This window comes from Microcoleus sp. FACHB-SPT15 (assembly GCF_014849525.1).
Lineage (GTDB): Bacteria > Cyanobacteriota > Cyanobacteriia > Cyanobacteriales > Coleofasciculaceae > Symplocastrum > Symplocastrum torsivum.
Genome location: NZ_JACJNU010000041.1, coordinates 39,872 through 53,248, shown reverse-complemented (window position 1 = coordinate 53,248; position 13,377 = coordinate 39,872). Strand labels below are relative to the sequence as shown.

12 protein-coding genes are annotated in these 13,377 nt (G+C 43.9%); 2 read left to right on the top strand and 10 right to left on the bottom strand.

The genetic code is table 11. The features are described from left to right. Window positions 1–21: 21 nt before the first annotated feature. The 10 genes from H6F98_RS13980 to H6F98_RS13935 all read right to left on the bottom strand — a co-directional run bounded on the left by H6F98_RS13980 (window position 22) and on the right by H6F98_RS13935 (window position 10,363). Window positions 22–807 (bottom strand): class I SAM-dependent methyltransferase, encoded by a 786-nt coding sequence (locus H6F98_RS13980; protein WP_192219307.1) that lies wholly within the window; start codon window positions 805–807, stop codon window positions 22–24. After that, entirely contained in the window at window positions 804–1,958 is a 1,155-nt protein-coding gene (locus tag H6F98_RS13975; RefSeq protein WP_192219306.1) for a glycosyltransferase family 4 protein, read from the bottom strand. The genes H6F98_RS13980 and H6F98_RS13975 overlap by 4 nt, the downstream gene beginning before the upstream one ends. A 54-nt stretch (window positions 1,959–2,012) precedes the next feature. After that, entirely contained in the window at window positions 2,013–2,939 is a 927-nt protein-coding gene (locus tag H6F98_RS13970) for a class I SAM-dependent methyltransferase (protein WP_192219305.1), read from the bottom strand. 163 nt (window positions 2,940–3,102) lie between these two features. Next, window positions 3,103–4,470 carry a hypothetical protein gene (locus H6F98_RS13965; RefSeq protein ID WP_192219304.1) on the bottom strand — a complete coding sequence of 456 codons (1,368 nt, stop codon included), beginning with the start codon at window positions 4,468–4,470 and terminating at the stop codon, window positions 3,103–3,105. After that, window positions 4,467–5,657, bottom strand: a complete 1,191-nt coding sequence (locus H6F98_RS13960) for a glycosyltransferase family 4 protein (RefSeq protein WP_192219303.1) — start codon at window positions 5,655–5,657, stop codon at window positions 4,467–4,469. The genes H6F98_RS13965 and H6F98_RS13960 overlap by 4 nt, the downstream gene beginning before the upstream one ends. 24 nt (window positions 5,658–5,681) lie before the next feature. Beyond that, complete coding sequence (locus H6F98_RS13955; RefSeq protein WP_199348472.1) at window positions 5,682–6,917, bottom strand: DegT/DnrJ/EryC1/StrS family aminotransferase; 1,236 nt, start codon at window positions 6,915–6,917, stop codon at window positions 5,682–5,684. A 2-nt stretch (window positions 6,918–6,919) separates the two neighbouring features. Next, window positions 6,920–7,591: a class I SAM-dependent methyltransferase gene (locus H6F98_RS13950; protein WP_192219302.1), complete on the bottom strand. Its 672-nt coding sequence runs from the start codon at window positions 7,589–7,591 to the stop codon at window positions 6,920–6,922. Between the two features lie 189 nt (window positions 7,592–7,780). Continuing rightward, on the bottom strand, window positions 7,781–8,428 hold the full coding sequence (locus tag H6F98_RS13945; protein WP_192219301.1) for a metallophosphoesterase: 648 nt from the start codon (window positions 8,426–8,428) through the stop codon (window positions 7,781–7,783). Next, complete coding sequence (locus H6F98_RS13940) at window positions 8,409–9,371, bottom strand: NAD(P)-dependent oxidoreductase (protein WP_192219300.1); 963 nt, start codon at window positions 9,369–9,371, stop codon at window positions 8,409–8,411. Before H6F98_RS13940 ends, H6F98_RS13945 begins: the two co-directional genes overlap by 20 nt. Beyond that, window positions 9,368–10,363, bottom strand: coding sequence for an ATP-grasp domain-containing protein (locus H6F98_RS13935; protein WP_206759652.1), 996 nt, complete (start codon window positions 10,361–10,363; stop codon window positions 9,368–9,370). The genes H6F98_RS13940 and H6F98_RS13935 overlap by 4 nt, the downstream gene beginning before the upstream one ends. Before the next feature lie 163 nt (window positions 10,364–10,526). On the opposite strand from H6F98_RS13935, the gene H6F98_RS13930 reads away from it, so the two are divergent. Then, a complete protein-coding gene (locus H6F98_RS13930; protein ID WP_192219298.1) occupies window positions 10,527–11,369 on the top strand; it encodes a hypothetical protein in 843 nt (280 codons plus the stop codon). 52 nt (window positions 11,370–11,421) lie between these two features. Beyond that, entirely contained in the window at window positions 11,422–13,350 is a 1,929-nt protein-coding gene (locus H6F98_RS13925) for a nucleoside-diphosphate sugar epimerase/dehydratase (protein ID WP_192219297.1), read from the top strand. Window positions 13,351–13,377: the final 27 nt, after the last annotated feature.

The window sequence follows — 13,377 nt, the reverse complement described above, 5'->3', positions numbered from 1 at the left end:
TATGTCCATTAATACAGATTGCTAATTTTTTCTCACAAAGATGGCTTTTGCCTGAAAATTCCTAACAAGAAAGGGAAGCAAGGGAAATTTCCTGGTTAGGGAATAAAGGTATCCTGTTGAGTTAGGGTGATGTTTAATTAAAAGTTCTTCAACGAAAACTACATCTTGAAAATGGTTAGTGAAATGCTTTTTTACTTCTGCGGGAGAGGGATAATTAGTTTCTTTATTAAGATATTCAAAATTAAGGTTAGCAACGGTTCTAAAGTCCAGCCCTTGTTGAAATTGATTTCTTATCCCCAATAAAGCCCAAAACAATAAATAATTATATCCTTGAAAAGCTCCTGCAAGCGGTACGAATACATGACCTTCAATTATTCGATACTTGGGAGGAAAGAAGTGCAAACTACAACCACCCGGTTTTAAAACTCGCTTAATCTCTCCCAAAGCTTCTGAAAAATTTTGCACATGCTCAAATACTTGATCACTGAAGACAAAATCAAATGTATTATCATCAAAAGGAATTCTATAGTTGTTTAGATCCAACTTGTGAAAACTACTAGAGATGGAAGGACTTGTTTCCTCGTGCTGCAATAAATTTTGAATTTTAGTATACGAGTCTTTTATATCAACACCAAAGGTATTTAAGCCGTGCTTTCTATAGTGATAAACCAAGTATCCCGAACCACAACCAAAGTCCAAAATCATTGATTCAGAGTTAAAGTTTACTCCTAAATCGCTCAATATATTTTGGTGGTATTCAAAACGCTCTTCACTTTCCTTAACTTCCTGCTCGAAAGTGCTTATCATAACCTCTCCTCAACAACTTGAGCCAAAAGTTTTTCCCAGATGCTCATTACCTTTTCTAAGCTAAACCGTTCTACCACTTCTGGCGCACGGCTAGATAGACGTTTCCGTTCTCCCTCATCAGACATTAGGCGATCCATGGCTGCGGTTAGCGCTTCTACATCTTGGTTCGGCACTAGGATACCATCTACACCATCCCGAATAATCTCCCTTGGTCCACTAGGGCAATCACTGGAAATAACGGGAACTCCACAGGCCATTGCTTCACAGAGTGCATTGGGAAAACCCTCAAAGCGAGAAGACATGACAAAAATCTCGGCTTGCATGAGAACTTCATATGGATTCCTCACTACTCCAGGAAGATGAACCCGACTAGACAATCCTAAGCTTTCACGGAGAGATTCAAGTTCTGTGCGTAATTCTCCTTCTCCCAGAATTGTCAAAGTCCATTCAGGATAATGGTCTTTTAGACGAGCAAAGGCTTGTAGTAAAAGGTCAAAGCCTTTCTGCCTTGTAAGACGCCCCATAGCGAAAAGCGATCGCCCAACCCATAGCCCGCCTGATGTATTCTTTCTCCTGGTGGGGAATACAACCGGGTTAGGAATGATACACGCACGTTTTTGCTGCCCTGATGAGAAATAAGTTAATGCGCCTTGAGTTTGAACGACAAGGTGATCGGCGAAGGGATAAGTCCATCGGCGTAACTGTTCCCAAATTCTACCGATGGAATACAAGGCTGGATCGATACGCTCTGAGACTATCACAGGGATTTTCAGCGATCGCTTTCCCCAAGGGGGTTCCTGAAGGGTAATGGTTCCGAGGGAAAACCGTATAGCTAGCAAAGTCAGCACATTGACTTGATCCATAAAGCTAATGACAGCATCAGGATTACTGTTAGCGATCGCTGATTGTAGGATTTGAATACGTTTCAGATTCTTCCAGATGCCGACAAATAAGTTAGAGGATTCGCCAGCAATACTTAGGGGTATATGACAAACACGGGAATCTAGGTCATAAAATGGCGGTTTTGTTCCGTCATCAAAAGTCAAGATTGTAATTTTCCATTTCTTGGCAACCCAGTAGTTAGCCATAATGGACATCACTCTTTCTGCACCACCGGAGGATAGGGAAGAGATGACTAATGTTAACCGCATTTATTTTGGCAACTAATAAAACCTTACTTACAAACTTTTTTTATTACACTAGAGCTAGAACTTACCAACATATTCCAGCCCCCATGGTTTCACGTTTAAATCACGTCCTAGAAGCCGCTTTACAAAATTTTTGCTATTTTGCGGTAAAAGATCTTTTAGTTTATTTATAGTTACCTCTTCCACCTTTTCTGTTGTACTCGCATTTCCCATTTTTCCCCCTTCAACTTGCCCCGAAAACTCACCTTGCTGTGGAAGTTTGTCAATGCTTGAGGTGCTTGTCTTCTGAGCTGAGAAATATACAGCGATAGGCTGATTATGAATCACATTTGGATAAGACTGTTGAAAATCCCACTTCCAGCAGTCGCACTTGCTGTTGTAGTTATTCTGGAAGTTCGAGCGCTTGACCTCCAAAAGAAAACCTTCCAAATTGGTAAACCCATTAACTCCGTAGTAATCATAAAACAGGGTAGGACTAAACTGATAAAATCCATGACCCAGGCAATTCGAGCCTGGACTGATATGGATAACTGTACCACCAGGCTTCAGCATACAGTTCACGTTCTGTAATGCCTGCTTCACATCAAACACATGCTCTAATGTTCCGCCATCTATAATCAATCCAAACTTCTGTGCAATGTCATTTTGGACGCTAAAATTTAAGTCCGCTACATAGTCTGCATTTTCATAGTGGGATACATCCAGAGCAAAAACGGACAAGCCTCCAAGAGACTGGAAAACTATGCGATCACTGGTAAACTTGGACATTGAATCTGTTGTATCAATCCAATTGGGTATGTTTGTCGTCAACGGTTGATTTGGGTCAATTGGTTGAGGCTCAATTCCTTCGGATATTAGGATTTCTCGTACTTGTTCATAGGTGGCATAAACAGCCTGACGACCAAGTGTTAATACAGGCCCTTGAAAGGGCTTAAGTTTATGTTGGCGAGCCAGAAGTCGAATATATGATTGAGTCAGACCCATCAGGTATCTCTCCTATGTCAAAATTTCGGGTAAAAGCCCTAGAACGAACTTACTGTTATTAGAGTGGACATATGCACTCCACCTACTACGAAAAGATTAAATCTTTTTGTTCTATCTACCCATTTCCCCTGTCTGTTTTCAAGTCAGCAGATAAACTCAAGAATTAGAGCGATGGACTATCACTCTCAGGCTGATGCCATTTTGCACGAAAGCGAAACCAAATAATTGTGGTCCACGGAAGGGCTAATATTGAAATCACAAACAAGTATGCTGCCGCTGCCCCTGTAGCCCCAAAGCGACTGCCTAATCCCCACACAAGGCAACCAATTGCTACGCTGGAAACCACGCTGGAAACCACCAATGGCTCTTTCTTGTGAGCCCGTAGATAAGCGGCTTGACATTGTATGAGCTGCATCAGAATTGTCGCTAATAAGAACAGGCTTGTAGGCACTGAGCCAAGCAGCCGCTCGGCTAGCGGCACTTGCAAGAGATGCAGACCGTATACCAAAAGCCAAACGAGTATGCTGCCCCCAGTGACAACGACCATCGACACAAGCGAAACCCTCCGCCAGAAACGATCCAAAGCAGCATAGTCTTTCTTGGCAATCAGCATACCAAAACGCGGCACTTTCGGGTAAACCCACGCAAGGGCTATCCCTTGAATCACGTTCACTATCTGCCAGCTCATCCCCATCTTTCCTGCTACGGCTGCACCGTGATAGTGGAACATGACTGGGGTAAACAACGAGTAGGCAAAGTAATTGACTACTCCCTGAAGCGCCAACCGCCACTGCATAGGCCAGATTTCACTTTTCCAATGAATACGAACTCCTGTTGCAGGTTGGAAGAAAGGTTTGAAGAAACGCCGATAGCGTACCAAGAGCAGGTAAAGGTCACACAATAAGCTCACCCCAGAGGAGGCAACTGTCGCCCATAGCTCCCCGCCCAAGGTAATGGTTAACCACAACGCCAGGTTACTCAGTATCGATTGGATCAGCCTGAATTTGTTGATTGTCTCTACCTGATTGCATCCTTCTAAAAGGGAATTAAACGGCAATCCCCACAACAGTAGACCAGTCAGAAACACCAGCACCAACCAAGGTGCTTGCCACTGAATATCGGCAACGGGGGTTTGCGAAAAGAAAACAAGGCCAATCGTCCCTATCCCGACTACAAAAACGGCACTGACAACTGCATACCACCTAAAAACCAATTGCCCTAAACTGACTAGCCGTGATAATGCTTGGGGATTACCCACAATGTAGCCAGCACTATCCAACCCTAGGTGCGCCCATTCGTGGCTAGCCACGTTGATGATGACCAGATATAAGGCTAATTCGACGAAAGACTGGAGTGCTAGCAGACTGGAAAAAGTGTAGTAGAAGCCTTGGACATCAAGCGAAAAATAGCGTGTGAGCAGCAGAATGCTAATTGGTCCAGCCAGCAACTGCCAGCCCCGATTCAGCAACACAAAGAGAACTGCCCGGTCAATCTCCAGCTTCTGCAATAACCGACGCAAATCAGCTATCATTTCGCTCCCAAACGCTCCAAACAAATTTGGGCGGCGTGTTCCGGTGAGCAATATTTCTCGACATATTGCCGGGAGAGCAATCCAACACGCTCTCGTTCTGCTGGATCAAGTACAAGGCGTTGCAGTTGAGCGCAAACTTCTTCAGGAGTGACAGCTTGACAGATAGGCGCAGGAACTCCTATCCGTTTCTCCATAATTTCAGGTCTACCATTTGCGATGATGGGCCGACCCGTTGCCATTGCATCCAAACCTGCCATTCCAATCACGCTCAACCCAAACTGCTCAAAGATGATATCTGCTTGTTTGTACTCAGCCCACACCCCAAGTTGACTCATTTCCTCTAACCATGTAACTTGTTCAGCAAAACCTTCTTCTTCAATCAAGTGCATGGTTTCTGCGACATGCATTCCCTTTTTAACCAAGCGGATATCGAGTGGGATGTGAGTGGTTCGTGCAAATAATCCCAATCCACGAATCATAATGTCTGAGCCTTTGTAGTCTAGTTCGCTAGTGCCTAGTGCTAATGGCTTCTTCCAGGTCAACCGCGTAGCACAGAAAGTCCGCAGGGGTTGGTTATGAGGCAGGGGTTCTGGATGGATTTTCTCCAAGTCCGTCATCAGGAAGAATATCCACTGCGAATCCTGAATGCCGATTTCCTTAAGTAAGGCATCTCCCTTAGGAATCAGACCTGGTCCAACATAATTGATGGTTGTGGCAGAACGGATACCGGCGCGTTGTGCAGAAACCAGCCGGGTGTACACATATTTTCTCCACATACGCCGTAGAAAAACGGGCTTTCGATGAACTGCTGTGACAAGCTCATCTATGGTTTGAAGATTCCCATAATATTCCAAGTCAGATCCTGTCAATAAAATAACTGCTGGACGGTCAATATGTAATAACAAAGAAGGACCAAGACCATTTAAGATGACAGCATCACAATTTTTGAGCAAGCTGATGATTTTGGCTCGTTTGGGAGTGGGAAACGCAAAATCCCATAGGCTTACAGGGCTTACATCATAAACCCACTCAGGGTAAGGCAAGGTAATATCGTCGTAACGATACTCCGGGCGATACAACCGCTCAGGGCTATCTACAATAAAAAGAATTTCATGCCCCATCCGGCGCAAGGCTCGCGCCAGAATGAAGGGATAGTTGTTAGTATTGCCCAAAAATCCAATTTTCATTCAGCGGTGATTAAATGGGTGGTTTTACTTCTTACTACCTTGAAAAGCTTTGTCAGTAGAATGGGTCAGTAGATTTTCACTGATTTCACGACCCTTTGTAACCACAAGCCGTAGGATTTGACAGATTTTGCTAAGTTCGTCTGCCCCAATAGCTGCGCCTGTAGGCAGAATTAGTACCCGTTTTGTAAGTTTTTCAGTTTCGGGTAACAGCAGCCCCGCGTGAGGAAAGTAAGAACGGTAAGGTTCCATGCGGTGACAGCCTGGATAAAAATATCTCCGAGCTAAGATATTTTCAGCCCACAGAATTTTTATTAGATCATTCCGGCTGACTTTGGTAATGGCTTCATCAATTTCCAACACGATGTATTGGTAGTTGCACTGCTCATTTTCGTTATAAGCGAACAGATGCACTCCTGGTAAGCCAGCCAGTTCACGCTGATACTGTTTGTAGTTGCGATGGTTGTTCGCTACAAATTCGTTGATAGTCTCAAGCCCAGTCAGCCCCATGGCAGCGGAGATCTCGTTCATTTTGCCATTCGTGCCAACATAGATGACGTTGTCATACCCAGCAAAGCCAAAGTTTTTCATCAAGCGAACTTTAGTCGCTAGTTCATCATTGTTGGTTACGACTGCGCCCCCCTCGAAGGTGTTGAGAAATTTGGTTGCATGAAAGCTGAATACTTCGGCTTCACCAAAGTTCCCAATCATTGTTCCTTTGTAGGAGCAACCAAACGCATGGGATGCATCAAACATTAACTTCAGGTTGTGCTTCTGGGCAATCTCTGTCAAAGTCTCCACTTCACAAGGCTGACCCCATAAATGCACTCCAATAATGCCGCTTGTGCGGGGCGTGATCATGGCTTCTAGTCGCCAAGGGTTGAGAGTGTGAGTTTGAGGGTCAACATCACAAAAGACAGGTGTAATCTCTTGCCACTGGAGTGCATGGGCTGTAGCAATGAAAGTAAACGAAGGTACGATTACCTCACCTGTAAGTCCTGTAGCTCTAATTGCAATCTCCAGTGCTACAGTTCCACTGCACATAGCAATGCAATGCTTAACACCCAGTCTTTCAGAGACTTGCCGCTCAAATTCCTGGACATAAGGACCATTATTGGATAGCCACTTTCTATCCAGCAAATCGTTGATGCGCTCTAGGAGGCGATCGCGATTTCCAATATTGGGGCGTCCTACGTGGATCTTTTCGCTAAATGCAGGTCTGCCACCGAAGATAGCTAGTTCCTCTAAATTTGATTTCATCATGTTTAACTGTAAACGCCCCAATAGTTCATAAAGCCTTTTTTAAAATAAAACCCCTCAGCGCTGTTGAGTAAATTCTGATCAAACAGCCTCTGCACCAAGTCCCCATTTCTTCTAAACCAAAACCACATCCTTGAGGGAACATGATAAATTGATGCATCGTAACCCCAATCCTCAAAAAGTATTTGCATACTTTTATTAGTAAAAAATGAACAATGTGGAGGGAGTAAGTAAAACCAGTCTGGAGTTCCTGGAATTACCTCATTTACTAAAGTGTGAATTACTAAGACCCCTTCATCTGACACTAAACTATTAATGGAATCTAAAGTTTCTCTTTCCCGAATATGTTCAAAAACGGAAGTATTGATAACAACACTATATTGTTGAGTCTGTAACTCAGTATCCTTCAAGTAGCTTGGGTTCTGCTTCATATAACGATCATATTTGAGAGTAGGCAGGTGATTTTTTTCAAGAAGACTTGCCAGGTTGCCATCTCCACATCCATAATCAACCCAGGCTTTAGACTTTGGCAATATATCTAAAGCCGCTAATTCAGTTAGTGAAACAACCTGAGCCTGTAATCTTTCAAACCACCGAGGATCATCCGGATTATACTCCTGATTTTGATATGAAGAATGATAATCTACATTCAGAACTTCCCATTCATCATTTGACATATCATAATGGGTTTTAGACAAGACGAAGCCACAATTTTTGCATCTCCAATAGTCAACCCTTTCAAGTCTATATTGACCCTGGAAATCCTTAGAGAAATAGGGTAGAGTCGGTGAGTTACAGATTAAACAATCATGCTTTAATCTCATTGTTCACCCCATATTGAAAACCTTGTAAAAACATTTCTTCTATCAAGCCACTCTCCTTTGTTTGCTTAAGTAGTAATCTAAGCAACGTTGGGAGTAACCTCGTATAACCAGCTCCTCTAAAAACTTTTCAATTGGATAAAGTTCTTCACTTAATGTTACGCTTCCAGAAGATGTATCGTATAAGGCGAAATTTAATGTATTGATATATTTACGATTTTGACCAATACTTCCGCAATTGATAATAATTTTATCTGAGCGTTCAATCTTGAACTGATGATGGGTATGACCGATAATATAATTGCGTGTAACGTCTATATCAGAATCCATATATATTTTCTTGTTTTCTACCGTATGTGTACATAGAAATGAACCAATTTCATAAGCTTTAGTAAGGTTAGTGATCAGATCTCTTCGAGAGAAAAACTGAATAGATTTATCAAAAAATTCTTGCACTAGGGGTAATTCATGCTCAATGGATTCAACACCGAGAAAAAGTTTTTCATGATTTCCTTCAATCAGTATGAGTTCCGGCAATGAATAAATTAGTTCAAGGCACTCATCATTCCAAGGTCCATAATTTACCACATCCCCTAAACAAACATAAGCATCCGAACGATTTTTAGTACACTCCACGAACTTTTCGAGAGCTGGGAGATTGCCATGTATATCACTAAAGATTGCTATCAACACTTAACGCTTGCTCCATCTGCTTTCGCAACTTAGCTAGTCCATCTTTTAATGAAAGAGGAGAATAATTCCATGTTTTAGCAGCCTTTTCTATAGATAATGCGGGAAAGCTGGCTGGTATAGAATCAAGAGGTGGTTTAACATCGATAGGCACCTCTTTCTCCGGGAAGGTATCAACTACTGCTTGAGCCAATTCGATTACTGAATAAGCACGACCTGAACCCACATTGTAAATTCCAGAATCGCCACTTGTTAAGGCAGCTACGGCGAGTTGTACTACATCTGATACATATACAAAATCGTAAGTAGGTATACCACCATCCCAAACTTGGAGGGGTAATCTTTCAAGTACGCATTTCATAAAACGATAGACTACTGCCTTCTCTGGCATACCAAAACCATAGCAGGAAGCCACTCGTAACGTGATGGCTGGTAAGTTGTTGAGATACCTCAGGTGTTCTAAATACAATTCACCTACCAGCTTGCTTGTAAGGTAGTAAGTTGCTCTTTTTGCAGGATATAAAGGAGCATTCTCTGAAACTGGTGCTTCCGAATACTGATGCGCTTGCCCTGAGGAGAAGAAAATAAATCGACGGCTATACCGTTCAACGGCAAACTCTGCTATACGCAACGTTAGCAGACTGTTTACCTGCAAACATCTTTCTGCGTACTCTGAGTCTTCATAGTTAGGAGGAATATAAGCTGCTAGATGACAAACTGCATCAACTTGTGATACAGCATTACGAATAAAAGTCAAATCATTGATATCGCCCTGAATCACTTGCAATGCATCAGATTCGAGGTGTTTCGGCAAAATTCGCTCATGGACTAATGCCAGTACTTCCCAACCATCATCCAAAAGAGCGCTGACTAAGTAACGACCAACAAAACCAGCAGCCCCCGTAACTAAAACTCGCCCATGAGTATTAGCTACTGAACTCCTCATAACCGACTCCCATTGCTGCTAATTGTGCCATGATCTTGAAGCTCCATAATGCGAGCGTTTTCAACTACAAGTTCTTTCCAGTAACGGAGGATAGAGACTTCCCGAATTTCATAAGTTGGAAGCTTTCCGTACAATAAGTAATCAGCAATCATCAATGGTTCATTGAAGCCAGCCAAAGTTCGGCTATATGTTGTCCCTGAACAGCGAGCGTTTATTTCAAAGATGTAAGGTTCTCCATCTTTTACTCGTAGCTGAAAATTACAGGAACCGAAGGGTTTGAGTACTTCAGCCACATCTTTGATATAAGTATTTATGTATGAGTCGTTAACGACAAAAGCTTTATAAGTATCCCCCTCTCGCAGTATCCTTCTCATGACAATCGAGCCATAGCAACGACCTTCAAAATTAACGGTTCCACAAGTATATTCATCTCCTTCTATGTATTCCTGGGCAACATAGTTATTCAAATCAAGAGAGGAGAGTTTTAAAGACAGCTCCGATCCATTAGAAATAACAAAGACTCCTTTTGAACGAGCTCCACCTTTCCTCGGTTTTATAATTATTGGAAAAGGTAAGTAGTGAGTAATATTATCAGATAAAGGAAATGTCAATGGGGCTTTAAAGCCAGAATTGGTTAGAAACTGATAAGTTTGTAGCTTGTCGTCAGCTATTTCAACTATTTCGGGTGGGCTGACAATCGGTATTATTCCCATCTCTCGGAACTTATGAGCTTCTCTAGAGAGTACAAGCAACTCGGCATCAAGACCAGGAAAAATTAAAGAGCAATTGTTGCTTTGGCAAATCTCTATCAACCTTTCTATGTATCCAGGAGCAGAAACATATGGCACACTGTAGGCTTTGGTGACTGCGTACAGACCCGTACCTAATAGTTCTCCATCAACTCCGATTACAGTATAGGGAGTATCTTGTAAGCTCTTTATGATACTTTGCCCAACACCACCACCAACACCAGTAACTAGAGCTACCGTCATATTTCCTCCTTCCATAACAGCACTGCAGCCACCAGGGCAATACCAACACTCTCACATTCAAAAGAGTATACAAGTGTTTAGGGCAAGGCTTGGAAATCGCGATCGCGACTGGCTAAGCTGTACTGTATGCTAACTCTAGTCTCAGCTACTGGAGGGGAAGTAATTGGCACAACATACTAAACATCGGTTAATTGAGAACGAAGATTTAGCTCCCTTAATAGAAATCATCCAATTTCTCAGTCGCAACTGGAAATTTTTAGGGTTGGTAACTGTTGCCCTATCGGCGATTGCGATCGCACACTCATGGCTCAGTCCTAAACAATACCAGAAACAGTTAACTCTGTCAGTCAAACCCTCCTCTATCCCTCTGTCAGTTCAACCATTCCCAGCAATAGATGTTCATCAAACCGGAGCCTTGGCAGTCGAGTTTTTAGAGAGTTTTCACGCAGACGAGATTAGTGCTACCGCTCAATACAATGCCGAGACACAGAACATTGCTCTAAACTTGCAGTCTCCAAATGCAAGTTCTCTGAACACCGTTGCTCCCAAAGTCGTTAGCCAACTAAACACAAAGTTTCAACAACCCCTGAGCCAGACACTGGCAAGTAGCCTAATGGTTACTGAACTACAGCTAAGCCGACAAAAGCAGACTTTAGCCCAATTCCAGCAATTTGCTGCTGAAATTCCACCCACCAGTACACCAAAACTACAGGCGCTGGAGGCACAGCAGGCTAACTCTGTTGCCACCATTGCTGCCTTACAGTTTGACAAACACTTCCTACAGCAGGGTCAGAAAAATTTGGCTGACTTGACTGCAAAAGTTATGCCAGTGCAGATTTTGAGCGAATCTGAAGTACAGCAGCCGCGCTCTTCAGGGCAGCAGGTGGTCATCGCTGTGATTGGTAGCTTCATTGCCGCTGTTGTCGCTGTTATCATCCGCAACCAAATCCCACAGTTGAAAAGTGTATTATCAAAAGGGCAAATTGATAGGGACACAGATCTTTAAGCAAGGATTATGATAGACGATTGCCGCCAATGTTTGCTGGGATAAGTCTTCTATGCCCAAGCAAGTTACATTCCCCTCTGTCAACCGACTGGGGCAACTAACCCTGGATGGTCTTATTGCCTGGTTGGCTTGTAGTCTCGCCTTCGTGATTCGCTTTGACGGAGACATTGCAGAAACTCACCAATCCTTGGCATGGATTCTGCCTCTGGTTGCTATTCCCGGTCGTCTCCTCGTCCAAAGAGGCTTTGGCTTGTACCAACAAGTCTGGCGTCTGTTTGGTCTCAAAGATGCCGTCTCCCTTTTCCATGCCGTCACCCTTTATTCCCTTCTCGTTTTAGTTGTTACCCGCGTAATTATTCCCTACGTTCAGCCGCTTTGGGGAATTCCTCTAGGCGTAGCAGTAATTGACTGGAGTTTGTGCCTGCTAGGGATGGTTGGCTTACGCTATGCTCGTCGGTCGTCAGTTCAGCGCTATCTAATCCGCCGTCCCCGTTCGCGTCATTCTGAACGACGTTCTCAGGTTCTCCTGGTAGGAGCAGGTAGGGCAGGTTCCCTAATTGTCCAAGAAGTTCGGCAAAACCCCCAAGTCAATTGGGAGATTGTCGGATTTGTCGATGACGATCCAACGAAGGTAGGCCGAAAAGTCGAGGGGGTGCCAGTTCTCGGATCTTCTTCTGAGATGGTCGCGATCGCTCAACGCCTGAATGCCGATGAAGTGTTGATTTCTATGCCTTCTGCTAAGGCGGCACAAATCCGTGAATTAGTCAACTTAGCGCATGGCACGTCTTTGAAGCTGAAAGTTTTACCCGGACATTCAGAGATTTTGTGCGATCGCAATCTCACTCCCCAAGCTAGGGAAATTCAAATCCAGGATATTCTGGGACGCCCTGAAATTAAATTGGACTTCGCAGATGAATTTAATTCACAATTTCCTTCAGCGCGATCGCAAATCCAAGCACGTACTGTCCTCGTCACTGGTGCAGGCGGTACCATCGGCTCGGAAATTTGTCGTCAGTTGGCTCGTCTGGAACCTAAACAGCTACTACTACTAGGGCGCGGCGAGAACAGCATCTTTAATATTGAGCAGGAATTAAGGCGAGACTTTCCCCATTTGATAGTCACTCCCCTCATTGCCGATATTCGCCATCAAGCTCGTATCGAACGGATATTCAAGGATTGGAAACCAGAAATTATTTTTCATGCCGCTGCTCATAAGCACGTCCCCCTGATGCAGCATAACCCCACAGAAGCCCTTGAGAACAACGCCCTTGCTTCGGCTCACCTGGCGACGTTGGCTGATGCCTGTGGGGTTGAAACCTTTGTACTTATTTCTACCGACAAAGCCGTTGATCCCTCTAGCTTTATGGGTCTGAGTAAGCGCTTGGCTGAACTAATGGTCAAGGCACATGCCGCCAAAAGTAAAACCCGCTTTCTCGTCGTGCGCTTCGGCAATGTTCTGGGCAGCCGTGGCAGCGTCGTACCGATTTTTCAAGAGCAAATCGCCAGAGGTGGCCCCGTCACTGTTACCGACCAAGCCATGACCCGTTACTTTATGACCACTCCTGAAGCCGCTCAACTGGTGATTCAAGGTGTAGCCGTAGGGCGATCGGGTCAAACCTTAATTTTAGATATGGGTCAGCCAGTTAAGATTTTTGACTTAGCAGAACAAATGGTCTACTTAGCGGGTTTTACTCCAGACGTTGATATCCCCATCCAGATTACGGGCTTGCGTCCTGGAGAGAAGTTGCACGAGTCTTTGGTATGCTCTACTGAAAACGTTATCCCCACAGAACATCCCAAAATTCTGGCTGTATTAGGTCAACTCCCGTCACCAGAAGCGCTGTCAGAAACGATCACCAAGCTCTCGGAAGCTACCAACAGCGACCTACCCCCCCAAAAACTCTGGACTTTGGCTAAGTACTACACAGCTATCCTAGAAGTCTCGAACAAAATTGATAGTTCTCTAAATCAATTGGCATAGTCTGAACAGATAGATAGAAATAAACCT

Excerpts from the sequence above, each read along its gene's own strand:
- H6F98_RS13955 (WP_199348472.1), bottom strand. The coding sequence starts at position 6,917 with ATGATGAAATCAAATTTAGAGGAACTAGCTATCTTCGGTGGCAGACCT.
- H6F98_RS13960 (WP_192219303.1), bottom strand. The coding sequence starts at position 5,657 with ATGAAAATTGGATTTTTGGGCAATACTAACAACTATCCCTTCATTCTG.
- H6F98_RS13980 (WP_192219307.1), bottom strand. The coding sequence starts at position 807 with ATGATAAGCACTTTCGAGCAGGAAGTTAAGGAAAGTGAAGAGCGTTTT.
- H6F98_RS13950 (WP_192219302.1), bottom strand. The coding sequence starts at position 7,591 with ATGTCAAATGATGAATGGGAAGTTCTGAATGTAGATTATCATTCTTCA.
- H6F98_RS13975 (WP_192219306.1), bottom strand. The coding sequence starts at position 1,958 with ATGCGGTTAACATTAGTCATCTCTTCCCTATCCTCCGGTGGTGCAGAA.
- H6F98_RS13940 (WP_192219300.1), bottom strand. The coding sequence starts at position 9,371 with ATGAGGAGTTCAGTAGCTAATACTCATGGGCGAGTTTTAGTTACGGGG.
- H6F98_RS13925 (WP_192219297.1), top strand. The coding sequence starts at position 11,422 with ATGCCCAAGCAAGTTACATTCCCCTCTGTCAACCGACTGGGGCAACTA.
- H6F98_RS13965 (WP_192219304.1), bottom strand. The coding sequence starts at position 4,470 with ATGATAGCTGATTTGCGTCGGTTATTGCAGAAGCTGGAGATTGACCGG.
- H6F98_RS13935 (WP_206759652.1), bottom strand. The coding sequence starts at position 10,363 with ATGACGGTAGCTCTAGTTACTGGTGTTGGTGGTGGTGTTGGGCAAAGT.
- H6F98_RS13970 (WP_192219305.1), bottom strand. The coding sequence starts at position 2,939 with ATGGGTCTGACTCAATCATATATTCGACTTCTGGCTCGCCAACATAAA.